This window comes from Phreatobacter sp. (assembly GCF_052440005.1).
Classification (GTDB): domain Bacteria; phylum Pseudomonadota; class Alphaproteobacteria; order Rhizobiales; family Phreatobacteraceae; genus Phreatobacter.
In genome coordinates this window covers 1-19,885 of the sequence record NZ_JBQVQL010000084.1, presented here as the reverse complement: position 1 = coordinate 19,885, position 19,885 = coordinate 1, and the positions used below count along the sequence as shown (strand labels likewise).

General features: G+C 70.2%; 16 protein-coding genes. 10 read left to right on the top strand and 6 right to left on the bottom strand.

What is annotated here, in order from left to right; genetic code table 11:
• Both ACT6XY_RS17875 and ACT6XY_RS17870 read left to right on the top strand, forming a co-directional pair.
• Window positions 1-465: response regulator (locus ACT6XY_RS17875; RefSeq protein ID WP_444749680.1), on the top strand; the 465-nt coding region annotated here is incomplete at its 5' end.
• 36 nt (window positions 466-501) lie between these two features.
• Entirely contained in the window at window positions 502-2,622 is a 2,121-nt protein-coding gene (locus tag ACT6XY_RS17870; protein WP_444749679.1) for a DUF294 nucleotidyltransferase-like domain-containing protein, read from the top strand.
• Between the two features lie 6 nt (window positions 2,623-2,628).
• Here the strand turns inward: ACT6XY_RS17870 and ACT6XY_RS17865 are convergent, their stop codons facing one another.
• The 3 genes from ACT6XY_RS17865 to ACT6XY_RS17855 all read right to left on the bottom strand — a co-directional run bounded on the left by ACT6XY_RS17865 (window position 2,629) and on the right by ACT6XY_RS17855 (window position 5,197).
• Window positions 2,629-2,991, bottom strand: coding sequence for a hypothetical protein (locus ACT6XY_RS17865; RefSeq protein WP_444749678.1), 363 nt, complete (start codon window positions 2,989-2,991; stop codon window positions 2,629-2,631).
• A gap of 4 nt (window positions 2,992-2,995) precedes the next feature.
• Window positions 2,996-3,445, bottom strand: coding sequence for a hypothetical protein (locus tag ACT6XY_RS17860; RefSeq protein ID WP_444749677.1), 450 nt, complete (start codon window positions 3,443-3,445; stop codon window positions 2,996-2,998).
• Between the two features lie 123 nt (window positions 3,446-3,568).
• The gene (locus tag ACT6XY_RS17855; protein WP_444749676.1) at window positions 3,569-5,197 is read right to left on the bottom strand and encodes a fumarate hydratase; all 1,629 of its coding nucleotides are present in this window, start codon (window positions 5,195-5,197) and stop codon (window positions 3,569-3,571) included.
• 233 nt (window positions 5,198-5,430) lie between these two features.
• Between ACT6XY_RS17855 and recA the strand changes: the two genes are divergently transcribed.
• The 4 genes from recA (at window position 5,431) to ACT6XY_RS17835 (ending at window position 12,001) form a co-directional block, all read left to right on the top strand.
• Window positions 5,431-6,510 carry a recombinase RecA gene (recA, locus tag ACT6XY_RS17850; protein ID WP_106748789.1) on the top strand — a complete coding sequence of 360 codons (1,080 nt, stop codon included), beginning with the start codon at window positions 5,431-5,433 and terminating at the stop codon, window positions 6,508-6,510.
• Between the two features lie 303 nt (window positions 6,511-6,813).
• Window positions 6,814-9,471, top strand: a complete 2,658-nt coding sequence (gene alaS / locus ACT6XY_RS17845) for an alanine--tRNA ligase (RefSeq protein WP_444749675.1) — start codon at window positions 6,814-6,816, stop codon at window positions 9,469-9,471.
• A gap of 78 nt (window positions 9,472-9,549) precedes the next feature.
• Window positions 9,550-10,719: a cyclic nucleotide-gated ion channel gene (locus ACT6XY_RS17840; protein ID WP_444749674.1), complete on the top strand. Its 1,170-nt coding sequence runs from the start codon at window positions 9,550-9,552 to the stop codon at window positions 10,717-10,719.
• A gap of 43 nt (window positions 10,720-10,762) precedes the next feature.
• Window positions 10,763-12,001 carry an APC family permease gene (locus tag ACT6XY_RS17835; RefSeq protein ID WP_444749673.1) on the top strand — a complete coding sequence of 413 codons (1,239 nt, stop codon included), beginning with the start codon at window positions 10,763-10,765 and terminating at the stop codon, window positions 11,999-12,001.
• Window positions 12,002-12,005: 4 nt separating this feature from the next.
• On the opposite strand, the gene ACT6XY_RS17830 is transcribed toward ACT6XY_RS17835, so the two are convergent.
• On the bottom strand, window positions 12,006-12,449 hold the full coding sequence (locus tag ACT6XY_RS17830) for a GNAT family N-acetyltransferase (protein WP_444749672.1): 444 nt from the start codon (window positions 12,447-12,449) through the stop codon (window positions 12,006-12,008).
• 152 nt (window positions 12,450-12,601) lie between these two features.
• On the opposite strand from ACT6XY_RS17830, the gene ACT6XY_RS17825 reads away from it, so the two are divergent.
• Window positions 12,602-12,940, top strand: coding sequence for a hypothetical protein (locus ACT6XY_RS17825; RefSeq protein WP_444749671.1), 339 nt, complete (start codon window positions 12,602-12,604; stop codon window positions 12,938-12,940).
• A gap of 400 nt (window positions 12,941-13,340) precedes the next feature.
• On the opposite strand, the gene ACT6XY_RS17820 is transcribed toward ACT6XY_RS17825, so the two are convergent.
• Entirely contained in the window at window positions 13,341-14,561 is a 1,221-nt protein-coding gene (locus ACT6XY_RS17820) for an NADP-dependent isocitrate dehydrogenase (RefSeq protein ID WP_444749670.1), read from the bottom strand.
• Window positions 14,562-14,798: 237 nt separating this feature from the next.
• Between ACT6XY_RS17820 and ACT6XY_RS17815 the strand changes: the two genes are divergently transcribed.
• Window positions 14,799-15,593: a hypothetical protein gene (locus tag ACT6XY_RS17815; RefSeq protein ID WP_444749669.1), complete on the top strand. Its 795-nt coding sequence runs from the start codon at window positions 14,799-14,801 to the stop codon at window positions 15,591-15,593.
• Window positions 15,594-15,930: 337 nt separating this feature from the next.
• A complete protein-coding gene (locus ACT6XY_RS17810; RefSeq protein ID WP_444749668.1) occupies window positions 15,931-17,118 on the top strand; it encodes an MFS transporter in 1,188 nt (395 codons plus the stop codon).
• Between the two features lie 4 nt (window positions 17,119-17,122).
• Here ACT6XY_RS17810 and ACT6XY_RS17805 read toward each other — a convergent pair whose 3' ends face one another.
• Window positions 17,123-18,403, bottom strand: coding sequence for an MFS transporter (locus ACT6XY_RS17805; protein ID WP_444749667.1), 1,281 nt, complete (start codon window positions 18,401-18,403; stop codon window positions 17,123-17,125).
• 127 nt (window positions 18,404-18,530) lie between these two features.
• Between ACT6XY_RS17805 and ACT6XY_RS17800 the strand changes: the two genes are divergently transcribed.
• Complete coding sequence (locus ACT6XY_RS17800; RefSeq protein WP_444749666.1) at window positions 18,531-19,730, top strand: TrmH family RNA methyltransferase; 1,200 nt, start codon at window positions 18,531-18,533, stop codon at window positions 19,728-19,730.
• The last annotated feature ends 155 nt before the right edge of the window (window positions 19,731-19,885 follow it).

The window sequence follows — 19,885 nt, the reverse complement described above, 5'->3', positions numbered from 1 at the left end:
CCCGAGAACACCGGCGAGGCTGCCGAGCCGTCCGAACCGGCGGTTCCGCCGCCGCCTGCGCCCGCCGCGCCCGCCGCGGCTCCTCGGGACGATACCGGGGCCGGCACGATCCTCCTGGTCGAGGACGAGGAGGCGGTGCGCGCCTTCGCCTCGCGAGCCCTTGCCTCGCGCGGCTACACGGTGCTTGAGGCCGGCTCCGGCGTCGAGGCGCTGGAGGTCATGGCGGAGCATGGCGGGACGGTCGACCTCGTCGTCTCCGACGTGGTCATGCCGGAAATGAACGGTCCGACGCTGCTCGGCGAGCTGCGCAAGACCAATCCGGGCATCAAGGTGATCTTCGTCTCCGGCTATGCCGAGGAAGCCTTCAAGAACGACCTGCCCGAGGGCCAGGCCTTCGCCTTCCTGCCCAAGCCGTTCTCGCTGAAGCAGCTCATCGAAGCGGTCAAGGAACAGGCGAAGAGCTGACTGGCGGCACCTGACGGCCGGGACTAGGCTGGCCTCATGCCGGCTCCGTCCGTCCAGCCTCTGATCGCTCTCGACGCCGTGGTGGTCGACACGGAGACGACCGGGCTCGATCCCGCGAAGGCGCGCATCGTCCAGATCGGTGCGGTCGCCCTGCGCCAGGGGCGCCTGGTGCTGGAGGAGCGGTTCGAGCGGCTGGTCGATCCGGGCGTGCCCATCCCGCCCTCCGCCACGGCCATCCATCATATCGACGACGCGGCGGTGGCCGGCGCCGCGTCCTTCCCGCAGGCCTTCGCGGCCTTCGAAACGTTCCGCGCCGGGCGGCTTCTGGTCGGGCACAATCTCGGTTTCGACCTCGCCATCCTCCGCCGCGAATGCGGACTTGCCGGGCAGGCCTTCGAGCCGCCCCCCTCGCTCGACACGCGGCTGCTCGGGCAGATCTGCTTCCCGACGCTCGCCGGTTATACGCTGGAGATCCTCGCCGAGCGCACCGGCGTGACGCTCGACCCTGGCGGCCGCCACGACGCGGTGGGGGACGCCGAAAGCGCCGGGGCCATCTTCGTGGCGCTGCTGCCCTTCCTGAAGGAGAAGGGCGTTCGCACCGTCGCCGAGGCCGACGCGGCCTGCCGCCGGCTCGCCCATGCCCTGGAGGGCTTCGCCCGCGCGGGGTGGGAGGAGCCGAAGGCGGTGACCGCGGCGGGGCAGGGGGCGCTGTCCCGCATCGATTCCTACCCGTTTCGCCACCGCGTCGCCGACGTGATGGGGCATCCGCCCGCATTCGTCCCGCCGGACATGCCGGTGATCGCTGCGGCGCAATTGATGACGGAGCGCCGCATCTCGTCGCTGTTCGTCGCTGGGCCCGAAGGGCTGCGGGCCGATACGGCCGGCATCGTCACCGAGCGGGACGTGATGCGCGCCGTGGCGACGGGGGGCGCGGCGGCGCTGGAGAAGCCGGTGGACGGGATCGCCTCCCGGCCTCTCGCCCATGTCGGGGCGGATGACTTCGTCTATCGCGCCATCGGGCGGATGGACCGGCTGAAGGTTCGCCACCTCGCCGTGTGCGATGCCGCAGGCGAGATCGTCGGGGCGCTGTCGGCGCGCGACCTCCTGAGGACGCGGGCGAGCGACGCCCTCGCTCTCGGCGATGCCATCGAGGCGGCGGACGGCGCCCCGGCCATGGCCGCCGCCTTCGCCCGCATGCCCCAGGTGGCGCAGCAGCTTCTCGCGGAGGGCGTGCCGGCCGTCCAGGTGGCGGCGGTCGTCAGCCACGAGATCGGGGCCCTGACCGCGAGGGCCGCCCGCGAGGCCGAGGCGATGATGCTCGCGGAGGGGGCCGGGCCACCACCCGTCGGCTATGCGGTGCTTGTGCTCGGCTCGGTGGGCCGCGGCGAGAGCCTGCTCGCAGCCGACCAGGACAATGCTGTGGTGACGGAGGTGGCAGCCGACCCGGAGGCTGCCGATCGCTGGTTCGCCAGGTTCGGGGCGCACATGGCCGACATTCTGGACGCGGCGGGCGTCGCCCTATGCAAGGGCGGCGTCATGGCCCGCAATCCCGCCTTCCGCGGCTCCATCGCCGACTGGCGCCGGCGGATCGGCGAATGGGTCGGCCGGACGCGGCCGGAGGACCTGCTCGCCGTCGACATCTTCTTCGACTTCCGCGCCGTCCACGGCGACATGGGTCTCGCCGCCACGCTGTTCGACGAGGCCTATGCGGCGGCCCGGGAGGCGCCGATGCTCGCCAAGCTCCTGGCCGAGCAGATCGGATCGCATCGGCCGCCGCTGACCCTGTTCGGCGGCTTCCGGCTGACGGACGGACGGGTGGACCTGAAGCTCGGCGGGCTGTTCCCCGTGGTCGCGGCGGCGCGCTGCCTGGCACTGCGCCACGACATCCGCCGGCGCTCGACGCGGGAGCGGATCGAGGCGCTGCGGGAACAGAACATCGGCGCTGCGGAAGACCTCGGGCACTGGCTCGACGCCCACGCCGTCATCCTCGGGGCCATTCTGCGCCAGCAGATCGCCGACCTCGCGGCCGGCCGCCCGCCCGGCAGCCGGGTCGACCCGGCGATTTTGGGCAAGGCCGAGCAGGCCCTGCTGAAAGACGCCGTCGGCAAGCTGGCGCATGTCGGCGAGACGGTGAAGGACCTCATGTTCCGCGCCTGAGCGGCATCAGCGGCAGTTGCGGGCGATGATCTCGTTCCAGTCGACAATCGAGGCTTGCATGTGGGCGACGTTCTCGTGGCCGTGCCGGCCGGGAGTGCAGCGGCGGAAGACGTCGGTGGCGCGCCGCATGACGAGGACATGGTCACGGAAGACGCCGCACCTGCGGGCCATCGGCGCGCGAGCCGTGGCGGACAGCCTCTCGGTTGCCTGGCGCAGGCGGATGTCGGTGAGGACGAGGTCGGCCTCGCAGCGGCCGGTGTCCTGGGGCGCGATGCGCTGGACAGGCAGGGCGGGAGCGCTCGTGTCCTTGGCGGCCAGCGCAGGCCCCGCGGCGAAGGCCGCGAGGGCGAAGACGAGGACGAGGCGCATGGATTCAGCGGCAGCCGTGGGCGATGACGCCGCGCCACTCGGTGGCGGACTGGCGGAAGAAGCCGATCTTCTGCGACCGCTCGGGACCGGCGACGCAGCGCTCCACCGTGTCGACGGCACGGTTCAGCGAGACGAGGTGGCCGCGGATGGCCGGGCACTGGGCGGCCATGTCGGCCTCCTGAAGGCGCTCGACGGCGACGAGGCTGCGGTTGATCTCCCCCTCGGCGGCGGCGAGCTTGTCGCCGCAGGGTTCGGCGGCCTGCGGCATGGTCGCAAGGCCCGCCATCTGCATGGGGGCGGGAACGCCGCCGGCGCGGGCCGGCCAGGCGGTGACGACCATGGCGAGGAAGGCGATGGCGGTGGCGGCGACCAGCGAGGAGGCGATCAGGGCGAGCGAATGGGCGTCGGCGCTGGCGGCGCGGGCGGTGGCGACGGTGACGTGCGAGGTGCGCATGGCGATTTCCCTCCGGTATGGCGGCAGGAATGAGCCGCGCCCGTTTCATGAGGATTTCAGCCGCGAAGCCTGATGTTTCCGGATGGAAACAGCGGGTCCGCGACCTGTCGCCGCAACAACCGATCAGCCGAGGTTGAGTTCCTTGAAGAAATCGTTGCCCTTGTCGTCGACGACGATGAAGGCGGGGAAGTCCTCGACCTCGATCTTCCAGATCGCCTCCATGCCGAGCTCGGGATATTCGAGCACCTCGACCTTGCGGATGCAGTCCTGGGCGAGGCGGGCGGCCGGGCCGCCGATGGAGCCGAGGTAGAAGCCGCCGTGCTTGGCGCAGGCCTCGCGCACCTCGCGGGAGCGGTTGCCCTTGGCCAGCATGACCATGGAGCCCCCGGCGGCCTGGAACTGGTCGACGAAGCCGTCCATGCGGCCGGCCGTGGTCGGGCCGAAGGAGCCCGAGGCATAGCCTGCCGGGGTCTTGGCCGGGCCGGCGTAATAGACCGGATGGTTCTTGAAATAGTCCGGCATGGGTTCGCCGCGGTCGAGCCGCTCGCGGATCTTGGCGTGGGCGGCGTCGCGGGCGACGATCATCGGCCCGGTGAGGGAGACGCGCGTCTTGATCGGGTGCTTGGACAGCGTCTCGAGGATCTCCCCCATCGGACGGGTCAGGTCGATCTTCACCACCTCGCCGCCGAGCGCCCCCTCGTCGATCTCCGGCAGGTACTGGGCCGGATGGTGCTCCAGCTCCTCGAGGAAGACGCCGTCGCGGGTGATCTTGCCGAGCGCCTGGCGGTCGGCCGAGCAGGACACGGCTATGGCGATGGGCAGCGAGGCGCCGTGGCGCGGCATGCGGATGACGCGCACGTCGTGGCAGAAGTACTTGCCGCCGAACTGGGCGCCGACCCCCATGGCCTGGGTGAGCTTGTGGATCTCGGCCTCCATGCCGACGTCGCGGAAGGCGTGGGCGAATTCCGAGCCCGCCGTCGGCAGGCCGTCGAGGTAGCGGGCGGAGGCAAGCTTCGCCGTCTTCATCGTGTGCTCGGCGGAGAGGCCGCCGATGACGATGGCGAGGTGGTAGGGCGGGCAGGCGGCCGTTCCGAGCGTCAGGATCTTCTCGTGGAGGAACTTGATCATCCGCTCGTGGGTGAGGATGGAGGGCGGCGCCTGGAACAGGAAGCTCTTGTTGGCCGAGCCGCCGCCCTTGGCCATGAACAGGAACTTGTAGGCGTCCTCTCCCTCCGCATAGATCTCGATCTGGGCGGGGAGGTTGTTGCGGGTGTTCCTCTCCTCGAACATGGAGATGGGCGCCACCTGCGAATAGCGCAGGTTCTTCTTGGCGTAGGCGTCGAGCACGCCCTGGCCGAGCGCCGCCTCGTCCTCGCCCTCGGTCCAGACGAGGCGCCCCTTCTTGCCCATGATGATGGCGGTGCCGGTGTCCTGGCACATGGGGAGCACGCCGCCGGCGGCGATGTTGGCGTTCTTCAGGAGGTCGTAGGCAACGAACTTGTCGTTCGAGGTCGCCTCCGGGTCGTCGAGGATGCGGCGGAGCTGGGCGAGGTGGCCCGGACGCAGCAGGTGGTTGATGTCGATGAAGGCCTGTTCCGACAGCAGGCGGATCGCCTCGCGCTCGACGACCACGACCTCGCGGCCCATTATGGTTTCCACCCGGACGCCCTCGGAGGTGAGCTTGCGATAGGGCGTCTCGTCCTTCGCCAGCGGGAAGAGCGAGTAGGAGCCGGCGGCGAGCGGAGCGTTCATGGGCGGGTTCCGTCGAGAGGGCCGGCGTGGGTAGGCTGCCGGGCTGGGCCGCCCTCCTTTAAGCCATTGTGCGGACCGTTTGAAGTCGTTCCAGAGTGGGGGGCTGCTGCCAGATCGTGGCAGCAGGTGCGGCAGGAACAAAAAAAGAACTTGCTGACCGGAACAAACCGTGTACGGTCGATTTCAGAGGGCTTTCGGCCATCAGGCCTTGCCAGCACAGGGGAGCTACCGCCATGAGTCAGGCCGCACTGCGACTCGTCGAAGGTTCATCCATGGACAAGACCAAGGCGCTGGACGCCGCTCTCTCCCAGATCGAGCGCGCCTTCGGCAAGGGCTCCATCATGCGGCTCGGCAAGAACGAGAAGCTGATCGAGATCGAGGCGATCTCGACCGGCTCGCTCGGTCTCGACATCGCGCTCGGCATCGGCGGCATGCCGCGCGGCCGCGTGGTCGAGATCTACGGGCCGGAATCCTCGGGCAAGACGACGCTGGCGCTGCACACCATCGCCGAAGCGCAGAAGACCGGGGGCGTCTGCGCCTTCATCGATGCGGAGCACGCGCTCGACCCGGTCTACGCCCGCAAGCTCGGCGTCAACCTCGACGACCTCCTGATCTCGCAGCCGGATGCGGGCGAACAGGCGCTGGAGATCTGCGACACGCTGGTGCGCTCGGGGGCCATCGACGTGGTGGTGGTCGATTCGGTGGCGGCGCTCACGCCGCGGGCCGAACTCGAGGGCGAGATGGGCGACAACCAGCCGGGCATGCAGGCCCGCCTGATGAGCCAGGCGCTGCGCAAGCTGACCGCGTCCATCTCCAAGTCGAAGACGATGGTGATCTTCATCAACCAGATCCGCATGAAGATCGGCGTCATGTACGGCTCGCCGGAGGTGACGACCGGCGGCAACGCGCTGAAGTTCTACGCCTCCATGCGCCTCGACATCCGCCGTATCGGCGCGATCAAGGACCGCGAGGAGGTGGTCGGCAACCAGACCCGCGTGAAGGTGGTGAAGAACAAGCTGGCGCCGCCTTTCAAGCAGGTCGAGTTCGACATCATGTACGGCGAGGGCGTCTCCAAGATGGGCGAGCTCATCGACCTCGGCGTCAAGGCCGGCGTGGTGGAGAAGTCCGGCGCCTGGTTCTCCTACGACAGCCAGCGGGTCGGTCAGGGCCGCGAGAACGCCAAGACCTTCCTCAAGCAGAACCCGGACATGGCGGCCAAGATCGAGGCGGCGATCCGGCAGAACGCCGGGCTGATCGCCGAGAAGATCCTCGGCGAGGTCGAGCCGGACGGCGACGCCGACAGCCCGGACTGAGACCGGGCCTGCCCATCGACGATCGCCGTGAGGCCGGGTCCGCCCGGCCTTTCGTGCGTTTCGGGGGGCCGCTCCGGCGCCGCATGGACGCGGGTGCGGGCGGGGTTGGCCGGGGCCTGAACGGCGGGCGAGGGGGCGGGCGGAGCGGATGCGGGAGCCGCCCTGCGGAGGGGGCTCGGCCGGCGGCGCGAGGCCCTGCCATCGAAACCGGTTCCCTCGGCCGAAAAATGCTCTAGAACACCCGCCGACCAGACTTCAGGCCGCGCTCGCCCCGGGCCCGGCCGCAACCCCTCAGTTCGGGCCATGACCGGCGTCAACCAGATCCGCAAGACCTTCCTCGACTACTTCGCCAAGAACGGCCATGCCGTGGTGGAGAGCTCGCCGCTCGTGCCGCGCAACGATCCCACCCTGATGTTCGCCAATTCCGGCATGGTGCAGTTCAAGAACGTCTTCACCGGCGTCGAGAAACGGCCCTATTCGACGGCGACCACGGCGCAGAAATGCGTGCGCGCCGGTGGCAAGCACAACGACCTGGACAATGTCGGCTACACCGCCCGCCACCACACCTTCTTCGAGATGCTCGGCAACTTCTCGTTCGGCGACTATTTCAAGGAACAGGCCATTGCCCACGCCTGGACGCTGATCACCAGGGAATACGAACTGCCGGTCTCGCGCCTCCTCGTCACGGTCTTCTCCGAGGACCAGGAGGCCTACGACCTGTGGAAGAAGATCGCCGGCCTGCCGGATTCGAAGATCATCCGCATCCCGACCTCCGACAATTTCTGGCGCATGGGCGACACCGGCCCCTGCGGCCCCTGCTCGGAGATCTTCTACGACCACGGCGACAAGATCTGGGGCGGCCCGCCGGGATCGGCCGAGCAGGACGGCGACCGCTTCATCGAGATCTGGAACCTCGTGTTCATGCAGTACGAGGAGCAGGCCGGCGGCATCCGCACCAACCTGCCGCGCCCCTCCATCGACACCGGCATGGGGCTCGAGCGTATCTCAGCGGTCCTGCAGGGCACCCACGACAACTACGAGATCGACCTGATGCGCGCCCTGATCGGCGCCTCGGCGGTGGAGACCGGTGTCGAACCCGACGGAGCCCACAAGGTCTCGCACAGGGTCATCGCCGACCACCTGCGCGCCGCCTCGTTCCTGGTGGCTGACGGCGTGCTGCCCTCCAACGAGGGCCGCGGCTACGTGGTCCGCCGCATCATGCGACGCGCCATGCGCCACGCTTCGCTGCTCGGCGCCAAGGAGCCGCTGATGCACAAGCTCGTGCCGACGCTGGTGCGCGAGATGGGCCAGGCCTATCCGGAACTGGTCCGCGCCGAAGGTCTGATTTCCGAGACGCTGCGCCTCGAGGAGACGCGCTTCCGCAAGACGCTGGAGCGCGGCCTGTCCATCCTCGACACGGAATCGGCGGGCCTCGGTGAGGGCGCCACCTTCTCCGGCGATACCGCCTTCACCCTCTACGACACCTACGGCTTCCCCCTCGATCTCACGCAGGACGCGCTGCGCCCGCGCGGCATCGCGGTGGACACGGCCGCCTTCGAATCGGCCATGCAGCTGCAGAAGCAGAAGGCCCGCGCCGCCTGGGCGGGCTCGGGTGAGGCCGCCACCGACACGGTCTGGTTCGCGGTCAAGGAGAAGACCGGCGCCACCGAGTTCCTCGGCTACGACACCGAGACCGCCGAGGGCCAGGTGCTGGCCATCCTGAAGGACGGCGCCGAGGTCGCGGCGCTCGCGGCCGGCGAGAGCGGCCTCGTCATCGTCAACCAGACGCCCTTCTACGGCGAATCCGGCGGCCAGCAGGGCGACCGCGGCGCGATGAGCGGGGAGGGCGTCACGGCCGCCGTCACCGACACGCAGAAGAAGCTCGGCGACCTCTTCGTCCACGCCGTCACCGTCTCGGAGGGCCGGCTCTCCGTCGGCCAGGCGGTGCAGCTCGACGTCGACCACGGGCGCCGCGCCGCCATCCGCGCCAACCATTCGGCCACCCATCTCCTGCACGAGGCGCTGCGCCAGGTACTCGGCGACCACGTGGCGCAGAAGGGCTCGCTGGTCGCGCCCGACCGGCTGCGCTTCGACTTCTCCCACAACAAGCCGATCGGCGACGACGAGCTCGCGAAGGTCGAGGACATCGCCAACCGCGTGCTGCTCGCCAATGCGCCGGTCGTCACGCGGCTGATGGGCCAGGAGGAGGCCATCGCCTCCGGCGCCCGCGCCCTGTTCGGCGAGAAATACGGCGACGAGGTCCGCGTCGTCTCCATGGGCCCGGCGCCCGCGGGCTCGAAGGCCTCCGGCTGGTCGGTCGAGCTCTGCGGCGGCACCCATGTGGCGCGCACCGGTGATATCGGCCTCGTCACCGTGGTGGGCGAGGGGGCGGTTGCCGCCGGCGTCCGGCGCCTCGAGGCCATGACGGGCGACGCGGCGCGGCGGCACCTGGCCGAACAGGCCCGCAAGCTAGAAGCGGTGGCCGGCCTCGTGAAGACCTCGGTCGCCGATGTCGAAGCGCGCGTCGAGGCCCTCGTCGAGGACCGCCGCCGGCTGGAGCGCGAACTCGCCGAGGCGAAGAAGAAGCTCGCCATGGGCGGCGGTGCCGCCGGTGCCGATCCGGTGAAGACGGTGGGCAGCCTCAAGCTGCTGGCGCGCAGCGTCACCGGCATCGAGCTGCGCGACCTCAAGGGTCTCGCCGACGCCGGCAAGGCGCAGGTGGGCTCGGGCGTCGTCGCCATCGTCGGCGTGTCGGAGGACGGCAAGGCCGGCATCGTCGTCGGCGTCACCGCCGACCTCGCGGGCAAGGTCAACGCGGTCGATCTCGTGCGGATCGGCTCGGAGGCGCTCGGCGGCAAGGGCGGCGGCGGCCGGCCGGACATGGCCCAGGCCGGCGGCCCGGATGGTCACAAGGCCGAGGAAGCGCTCGCGGCGATCGAGGCGGCGCTGGCGGCGGCCTGACGCTGCGGCGTTGACGCGGCGGCCCGCGGCGCGCCACGCTGCCCTGCGCCCGGTGTGGGGAGCGGACGGGGGACGACCATGGCGGCGAGCGTGCTGCGGCGGCGGATCTACGAACTGCTCGACAAGGGCCTCGCCGGCTCGTGGCTCGCGGACCTCGTCCACGGCGCGCTGATCGCGCTGGTCATGGTCAACGTGGCCGCGGTGGTGCTGGAATCGATGCCGGCGCTGGCGAGCGCCTATGCCGGCGAGTTCCGCGCCCTCGAGATCGCCTCGGTGGCGGCCTTTTCGCTGGAATATGTGGCGCGGCTCTGGGTGGCGCCGGAACATCCGCCCTATCACGGCCTCAGCCCGCTGCGCGCCCGGTTACGGGCGGCGCTGTCGCCGGCCCTCATCATCGACCTCCTGGCCATCGTGCCCTTCTATGTCGGCCTTCTCCTCGACGTCGACCTGCGCTTCCTGCTGCTGCTGCGGCTGGTGCGCTTCTTCAAGCTGGCGCGCTATTCGCCGGGCTTCGCCAGCCTCGTCGACGCGCTGTGGAGCGAGCGGCGGGCACTCGGCGCCTCGCTCCTCATCTTCCTCGGCGCCCTGGTCATCGCCGCCTCGGCCATGCGGCTCGCCGAGCAGGAGGCCCAGCCCGACAAGTTCGCCACCATTCCCGACGCGCTGTGGTGGGCGGTCATCACCCTGACCACCGTCGGCTATGGCGACGTCTATCCGGTCACCGGCGCCGGCAAGATCATCGCCGCGTTCACAGCGGTCACCGGCATCGTCATGCTGGCCCTGCCGGTCGGCATCGTCGCCACAGCCTTCGCGCGCGAGATCCAGCGCCGCGACTTCGTCGTCACCTGGAGCATGGTCACCGGCGTGCCGCTGTTTTCCGGGCTCGACGCCGCCTCGGTGGCGGAGGTGATGCGCTCGCTCACCAGCGCCACCTACGAGCCCGGGGCGCTGATCTGCCGCGGCGGCCAGCCGGCGCGGGCCGTCTTCGTCATCGCCGAAGGCGAGGTGGAGGCGGAGGGCGCTGGCGGGCGCCGCGAACTCGGCGCCGGCCAGTGCTTCGGCGAGGCGGCGGTGCTGCAGGGCCGGCCGATGGAGGTGACGGTGCGCGCCCTCACGCGGGTGAAGGTCCTCGCCCTCGACGCCGACGAGCTGCACCACCTCAGGGCGACCCGGCCGGCCATCGGTCTCGTCATCGCCACGCTCGCGGAGAGCTGGGAGAGCGCGGGCGAGGCGCCGGATCGTCCTTGATCCCGGCCCGGGACGGGGGCGTCCGCCCGCGCTAGGGTGAGGCATGACCCAGCGCAGCGCGCCGCCGCCATCCCCGCCGCAGCCGGCCCTGCAGCGGCGTCTCGGGCTCGTCCTGCTCGTCCTCTACGGCGTCGGCATCACGGTGGGGGCAGGCATCTACGTGCTGATCGGCACCGTGGCCGGACATGCCGGCGTCCACGCGCCGCTCGCCTTCGCTCTCGCCGCCGTCGTCATGGCGCTGACCGTCGGCTCCTATGCGGAGCTGGCGACGCGCTATCCGGTGAGCGCGGGGGAGGCAGCCTACCTGCGCGAGGCCTACGGTTCGCGCCTCGCCTCTACGGCGGCCGGCCTCCTCACGGTCGCCATCGGGGTCGTGTCGGCGGCGGCCGTGGCGCTTGGCTCCGCCGGCTATCTCCACGCGCTGCTGCCGGCGCCGCGGCCGCTGCTCGTCGTCGCGGTGGTGCTGGCGCTGGGGGCGGTGGCTGCCTGGGGCATCCTGCAGTCGGTGGTGGTGGCCAGCGTCTTCACTCTCGTGGAGGTCGGCGGCCTCGTCATGATCATCCTCGCCGCGGTGGGCGCCGACCTGCCGTTCCTCCCCATCCTCGCGACGCTGCCGCCCGCGGACCCGGCCCTGCTCTCGGGGATCGCGGCGGCGAGCCTCCTCGCCTTCTTCGCCTTCATCGGCTTCGAGGACCTCGCCAACGTCGCGGAAGAGGCGAAGGACCCCCACCGCACCCTGCCGCTCGCCATGGCGCTGACGCTGGTGATCGCGACCGTGCTCTACGTGCTGGTGGCGGCGGTCGCCGTCAGTGCTGTGTCGCCGGCGGACCTCGCAGCCTCCGAAGCCCCGCTCAGCCTCGTGTTCCAGCGTCTTGCCGGCACCAGTCCGGCGACGATCGGGCTCATCGCCGTGGTGGCGACGCTCAACACCGTGCTGGCGCAGATGACCATGGTGGCGCGGGTCGTCTACGGCATGGCGCGCCTCGGCGACCTGCCGGCCGTGCTCGGCCGCGTTCACGGCGCGACGGGAACGCCGCTGGTGGCGACAGCGGCGGTGGTCGCGGCGGTCATCGCGCTGGCGCTGTCGGTGACGCTGGAGCGGCTGGCGGTGGCGACGTCGATGGCGACGCTGCTGGTCTTCGCCCTCGTCAACCTCGCGCTGATCCGGCTGAAGCGGCGCGGCGTCGCCAGCGCCGCGCGCCATGTCACCGTGCCGTTCTGGGTGCCCGTGGCGGGGCTCGCCACGTGCCTCGCCATGGCCGCCCTCGCCCTGCTGCCGTGAGCGATCAGAAGATCTTGCGGTACTGGATGAAGCCTGACTTGTCGGCGATGCTGTCGTAGAGGAGCATCGCGTGGTCGTTGGTCTCGTGGGTGAGCCAGTGGACGCGGCCGGCGCCCTTCTCCTTGGCGATCGCGTAGACCTTCTCGATGAGGGCGCGGCCGGCGCCGCTGCCGCGGACGCCTGGGTCGACGAAGAGGTCCTGCAGGTAGCAGTAGTCCTCCACGGTCCAGCACGAGCGGTGCAGGATGGCGTGGACGATGCCGATCATGTGCTCGCCCTCGAAGGCGCCATAGGCCCACATCGGCTCCTTCGGATCGTGGAAGCGGGCCCAGGTGACGTCGGTGACGCCCGAGGGGATGTCGACCTTGTAGAAGGCCTGGTAGCCGCGCCAGAGCGGCTCCCACTGGGCGCGGTCGGCGGGGGTCAGTTCACGGGTCGTCACGGCCATGGGATTCTCCTCAGGTCGACCAGTGTGGCGCGGGGTTCGCCGCCGTCCAGAGCGGTTTTGTCATCGCCGCCATCACCGCCTGCGATCGGTCCGCCGGAAACGCAATGTTAAGGGCGTGATGCGAGAGTGGCCGCGAGGAAAGGATTTCCGACATGGTCTCCAGTCTGGGCCCGAGTGCCTGGGACACGATGCAGTCGTTCCGCACCAGCCGCAGCTACGGCGCGGCGCAGGGGATGGCGAACGCGTCGGCCATGGCGAGCCAGATCTTCGGCGCCGATCCCTCCACCAATGCCGCACTCGCCATCTTCGGCGTCGACACCGGCAGCGCGGACGGCCTGTTCGCGGCGACGAACGAAGGCCTCGAGGCCTCGATGACCATCGCCATGGCACGGGCCGCCTGGGCCAAGGACACGCCGTCGAAGGCCGACGAGGCGACCACCAAGGCGCTCGGCGGCGACGGGCTCGGCGACATCTTCGACTTCTTCGCCTGAGGGGTGAGGGGCCCGTCAGCTTCCAGACCTGCATCACCGAAGTTCGTCCTTCGAGGCTCGCCGCTGGGCGATGCTCTCGCATCGCGGCGGCTCGCACCTCAGGATGAGGCGGGTGGCGGATTGCACAACGGTCCGCTCCGGCCGTGATCGGTCCGGCAGCCCATGGCCGATGCCGATCACCGGCCTCATCCTGAGGTGCGAGCCCCCGGCGATGCCCGGGCATCGCCCGGAGGCGAGCCTCGAAGGACGCACCCGGCCGGTGCAGGGCGCCCGAGCACCGGGCCGCAGGCCATCGTCCGAGACAAGCGTGACCCGCCGCACCGGCCGGTGTCTTCCCGCAAGAAAAAGGCCGCCCGGATCGCTCCGGACGGCCCTGTCGTTCGCGCGGATGGACCGCTGGTCAGTTCCACTTGCCCATGGCGGCGGAGAGATTCTCCGAGACCTTGTCGAGGAAGCCGGTGGTGGAGAGCCACTTCTGGTCCGCCCCGATGAGCAGGGCGAGGTCCTTGGTCATGTAGCCGCTCTCGACCGTGTCGACGCAGACCTTCTCCAGCTCCTCGGCGAAGCGCTTGAGCTCGGCGTTGTCGTCCAGCTTGGCGCGATGGGCGAGGCCGCGCGACCAGGCGAAGATGGAGGCGATCGAGTTGGTCGAGGTCTCCTTGCCCTTCTGGTGCTCGCGATAGTGGCGGGTGACGGTGCCGTGGGCAGCCTCGGCCTCGACGGTCTTGCCGTCGGGGGTCAGCAGCACCGAGGTCATCAGACCCAGCGAGCCGAAGCCCTGGGCCACGATGTCGGACTGCACGTCGCCGTCGTAGTTCTTGCACGCCCAGACGTAGCCGCCGGACCACTTGAGCGCCGAGGCGACCATGTCGTCGATCAGGCGGTGCTCGTAGTGGATCTTCTTCTTGTCGAACTCGGCCTTGAACTCGGCGTCGAAGATCTGCTGGAAGATCTCCATGAAGCGGCCGTCATACTGCTTCAGGATGGTGTTCTTGGTCGACAGGTAGACCGGGTAGCCGCGCGCCAGGCCGTAGTTGAAGGAGGCGCGGGCGAAGTCCTTGATGGACTCGTCGAGGTTGTACATGGCCATGGCGACGCCGGAGCCGGGGGCCTTGAAGACCTCGCGCTCGATCACCTTGCCGTCGTCACCGACGAACTTGATGCTCAGGGTGCCGGCGGTGGGGAACTTGAAGTCCGTGGCGCGGTACTGGTCGCCGAAGGCGTGGCGGCCGACGACGATCGGCTGGGTCCAGCCGGGGACGAGGCGCGGCACGTTCTTGCAGATGATCGGCTCGCGGAAGATGACGCCGCCGAGGATGTTGCGGATGGTGCCGTTCGGGCTCTTCCACATTTCCTTCAGGCCGAATTCCTTCACGCGGCCCTCGTCGGGGGTGATGGTGGCGCACTTCACGCCGACGCCGTGCTTCTTGATGGCGTTGGCCGAATCGATCGTCACCTGGTCGTTGGTGGCGTCGCGGTGCTCCACGCCGAGGTCGTAATATTCCAGATTCACATCCAGATAGGGGTGGATGAGCTTCTTCTTGATGAGGTCCCAGATGATGCGGGTCATCTCGTCGCCGTCGAGTTCGACGACGGTTCCCGCGACCTTGATCTTCGACATGGTCGGCCTGCTTGAGAGCGCTGGAGCAGAGGGGACTCAGCCTCGGTGCACCGGACATGCGCTCTGTGAGCCCGGGCCCCCGCGACTGGCGCGCGCGTCTTAGCAGAGGAGCGGGCAGGGGGTAAGGGCGAAGAAGGTCGGAGACGGGTGCCCGGGCCGCCGGGACGCTGACGCTGCGGCATCGCCAAACGGACCGGCGCGTGGCATAGGAATCGGGACCCGATCCACGAGGCCGCCATGATCTCGCGCCGTCTGCTGCTCGCCTCGGTCCTTCTCGCCGGCCTCGCGCCTCAGCCGGCCCTCGCCGCATGGCGCACCTGTCCGGGAACGACGGTGGCGCGGCCCGCCCCGCTGCCCGGCGGCGAGCCTATGGCGGCGCCGCAGAACACCCTGGGATGCCGCCATGGCGCCTCGCTCACGGTCGGCGACGCGACGCTCTGGCGCTGCCAGGTGGTGCCTGCCGACGACGGCGACCTGCCGGAGGGCACGCCGCCCTATGCCTTCCTCATCGACCGGCCGGGGCAGGAGCGCATCACGCTGCCCGACGACCTGATGGCCGGGCGCTTCACCGCCTTCGAGGTGATCACCGCCGATCTCGACGGCGACGGACGGCCCGAGCGGGTGCTCGCCGCCTGGAATTCCCAGGGCAACGGGCTCGGCGTCAACCGCTGGACCATCCGTGTCTTCGACGCGGACTGGAAGCTGCTCGGCACCTTCGAGGACGTGTCGGACTGGGGGAATTCGAGCCTGGTGCGGGCCCCGCAGGGACGGCGCGGCTGCGACGTGGCCGCCACCGCCTTCGTCGACAGCGTCAACCGGCGCGGGGTGCAGGGCATCTCGTTCCGCGCCCGCTTCCACCGGCTCGCTGGCGGGCGGATGGAGATCGCGACCGACCGGCCGATGCGCCAGCGCCGCTATGACCGCGCCTTCGAGCGCCAGCGAACGGCCCATTTCCGCCGCGGCCAGGAAGAGCGGGGCGACCCCGGCGCCTGGCTGGCGCGGGCGCCCGAGGTGCCGGTGGTGACGGACTGAGGGCAGTTCCTAATGAGTGCCCCACCCTTACCCTCCCCTCGCGGGCGAGGGGAGTGGGTTCTTCCGCGTCGCAGTCTCCTTCAGAACGGCTCTGCCAGACACGACCGCTGCAAACGAGGCGGGAGGTCCAAGTCACCCTCCCTGCGCAGAGCGGAGGGTGCGGGTGGGGCCTCTTGCAGGCCTGCGGCGCGGGCTCGTGTGTCTCCAGTCCAGCGCAAAACGCACCCCTCCGCGGATGACAGCCCCCCGCGAAAGACGCTGACGCCCGCGGGCGGGATCGGCTATGTGCAGCGCCCGCCCGGCGTTCGTCCCCCCGCCGGGCCCTGACGGACGGCCGATGCAGACCTTCGCAGCCCTTCTCCTCGGCTACATCCTCTCGATCTTCTTCCGCTCGTTCCTCTCGGTGCTGGCGACGAAGATCATGGCCGACATGCAGATCGGCGCCACCGAGCTCGCGGCCATGAGCTCGTCCTGGTTCATCGTCTTCGCGCTGATGCAGTTTCCCGTGGGCTGGGCGCTCGACGCACTGGGGCCGCGGCGCACCGTCCTGCCGCTGATGGCGGTGGGCGGCATCGGCGTCGCGCTCTTTCCCTTCGCGCCCAACGCCCTGGTCGGGGCGCTCGCCATGGGGCTGATCGGGGTCGGCTGCTCCCCGGTCTTCATGGGCGCGCTCTACGTCTTCGCCCGCATGCATGCGCCGCACCGCTTCGGCTTCCTCGCCTCCCTCCTCCTCGGCTTCGGCTCCATCGGCAACCTGATCGGCACCACGCCGCTGGCACTCGCCGCCGAGGCCTTCGGCTGGCGGCAGGCGATGATGGGCCTCGCCGGCCTCTATGGCCTCGCCTTCGTGCTCGCGGCGCTGTTCCTGAAGGACCCGCCGCAGCTCGACAGGCAGGCGGGCGGCGGCATCCTCGCCGGGCTCGGGCAGATCGTGGCGAGCCGCGTCATCTGGGCGTTCGTGCCCATCGTGCTGTTCAGCTACGCCATCACCGTGACGCTGCGCGGCCTGTGGGTGGCGCCCTATCTCGAGAAGGTCGTCGGCCTCGATGCGCTGGCGCAGGGCGACGTGGCGCTGCTGATGGCGCTGGCCATGACGGTGAGCGCCTTCCTGTTCGGCTGGATCGAGAGCCGCTGGGGCTTCGCAAAAGCCATGGCGCTGGCCGGCAACCTCGTCATCGTCGGCATCCTCGCCGCGCTCGCCCTGTCGGGCGTGCAGACGGCGTTCTGGGCCGGTCTCGCCTTCGTCGCCCTCGGCTTCTGCGGCTTCAGCTACACGATCCTGATGGCGCACATGCGCCCCTTCTTCCCCGACCACCTGGTCGGGCGCGGCATGACGCTGATGAACTTCCTCTTCATCGGCGGCGCGGCGCTGGTGCAGACCGGCTCGGGCTGGCTCATCGACCTCGGCCGCGGGCAGGGGATCGGCGAGGCCGCCGCCTTCGCCCGCATGCACGGCGTGCTGGCGGCGGTGCTGCTGGCGGCGACGCTGGTCTATGTGCTGACGCCGGCGAGCCCGCGGCGCTGATCCCTCACGCCGGCTTCATCCGTCCCGAGACGACGCGCACGCGGCGCGGGGCGGCCATCCAGATGGCGGCGGCGGAGACGAGGCTCACCGCGAAGCCGATCATGAAGGCGATGCGGTAGCTGCCCGTGAGGTCGTGGATGAGGCCTGTGACATAGGGCCCGGCGGCGCCGCCGGAGAGGGCGACGAACATGAGGGTGCCGAAGATCGTACCGAAGTGGCGGCCCTGGAAGATCTCGGCCACCACCGCCCCGAGGATCGAGGTGAGGCCGTAGCCGAGGAAGCCCTGGACCGTGACCATGGCGTAGACGAGAAGGAAGGAGGGGCTGCGCTCCAGCGCGATGAGTGCGATGAAGCAGAGGGCGAAGCCGCTCACCGACATCGACCAGATCCATTCGCGGCCGATGCGGTCGGACAGCGCCCCGAGCGCGATGCCGCCGGGAATGCCGAGCAGGCTGACGAAGCCGAGGGCCCAGGCCGCGGCGGTGGAGCCGAAGCCGATCTCGACGAGGTATTTGGTCTGGTGCACCTGCACCGCGTACCAGGCATAGAGCGCCGCGAAATAGCCGAGCGAGAGCCACCAGAAGCGGGCGGTCCGCAGGGCCCGCGACAGCGTCCAGTCGGTGGCCGCCCAGGCGGCGTCGACGATGTTGGAACGCGGCGGCGCCGCATCCGGCAGCGGCGTCGCGTCGCCGTCCGGCTCGAGGCCCATGTCCTGCGGGCGTTTGCGCAGCAGCAGGTTGAGGGGCGCGAGCACGAGGAGGATCAGGAGGCCCATGGCGAGGCTCGCGCGCCGCCAGCCGGAGCCGTCGATCATGGCCTGCACCCAGGGCAGCAGCGTCACCGAGCCGATGCCGACGCCGGCGAAGGCGATGCCGATGGCAAGGCCCCTGTTGCGGACGAACCAGTTGGGCAGGAACAGCGACTGGCCCGAATAGCCGAGGCAGACCGAGCCGGAGCCGACGAGGACGCCGATGGTCAGGTAGAGGTGCCAGGGCTGCGCGGTGAGGGGGGCGAGGAGCAGGCCGGCGCCCATCAGCACGACGCCGAGCTCCATTACGGTGCGCGGGCCGGTGCGGTCCATCAGCTTGCCCATGAGCGGCGAGAGCGCGGCCGAGACGAGGAAGCCGAAGGAGAAGGCGCCGGCGGTGAGGCCGCGGTCCCAGCCGAACTCGTCGATGATCGGGGCGTAGAAGAGGGAGAAGGAGGTGCGGGCGTTGACCCCGATGCCCATGGTGACGAAGGTCACCGCGACGATGACCCATCCGTAGTAGAGGGGCAGGCGCATGCTCTCATCCTCCCGCGCCGTCTTGCCGCGACGCCGGCCCATGATGACCCGCCGCGGCGGCGGGGCCAATTCCCTCCGGCGTCATTTGCCGGTATAGGCGCCCCTCTCTCCCCCAGCCGAAGAGCCGATGACCTCCTCCCCGCCCGCCGTGCCCGTCCCTGGCAGCCCCGTCGTCATCCTCGTCGAGCCGCAGATGGCCGAGAACATCGGCACCACGGCGCGGGCCATGGCGAATTTCGGCCTGTCGCGGCTGCGCCTCGTGGCGCCGCGCGACGGCTGGCCCAATGCGCGGGCCTATCCGGCGGCGTCCGGCGCCAACCGGATCCTCGACGAGGCGGAGCTCTTCGGCAGTCTCGAGGAGGCGATCGCCGACCTGACCTATACCTTCGCCGCCACGGCACGCGGGCACGACCAGGTGAAGCCGGTGCTCGGGCCCCGGGAGGCGGTCGCCGGCCTCGTGGAACGGGTCGGTGCGGGCGAGGCGGTGGGCGTCGTCTTCGGGCGCGAGCGGAACGGGCTCCTCGCCGGCGAGGTGGCCCTCGCCAACGCCATCCTCACCTATCCGGTCAACCCCGCCTTCTCCTCGCTGAACCTTGCCCAGGCGGTGCTGGTGCTCGGCTACGAGTGGTTCTCCCAGGCCCATGGCGCAGTGCTGCCGCATCAGGCCGGGGAACGGTCCGAGCCGGCCTCCAAGGCCCACATGCTTGCCTTCTTCTCCTCCCTCGAGACGGCGCTCGACAGGGCCGAGTTCTTCCGCCCGCCCGAGAAGCGCGAGGGCATGGTGATCAACCTGCGCAACATCTTCCAGCGCATGCAGCCGACGAAGCAGGACGTGGCGACGCTGCACGGCGTGGTGACGGCGCTGGCCGAGGGTGCCAAGGGGCCGGCGCGCGGCGCGACGCTGACGCCCGACGGCGCCGAGGCGCTGCGCAACTTCCTCGCCGATTCGACCAAGGGCCTGACCGGCGGCACGGCGCCGATCCGCGGCATCTCGCGCCTTATCCGCCGCAACCCGACGGAAGCGGAAAAGGCGCTGTGGGAGGTGCTGGTCAAGGACCGGCGGTTCGCCGGCCGCGGCTTCAAGCGGGCGGTGCCGATCGGCCCGCACGTCGCCGATCTCGTCTCCTTCGACCTGCGCGTCGTCATCGACTTCGACCCGCATACGCAGGGCGACGAGGCGGCCGAGCGGCGGGGCGAGAAGCGCGCCTGGCTCGCCGAGCGCGGCTACCGGGTCATCGTCATGGAGGCGCGGGGCGTGGAGGCTGATCCGCCGGCCGCCCTGGACCGGCTCGAGGCCATGCTGGTGCCTCCGCCTGTCGACCGTTAGAGCCCCGTTTACCGTGATCGGTAACAGGGTGTGACGAGGTGGCCGCCGGGGCACGTAAACCGGTTTTCGGCGGCGGTATTTACGTCCTGTCAGGGACCTTGCCGCAGGGTTTTCCGTCAAATTGACGGAGTTTGCGTGCCATGGCGCGACACGAG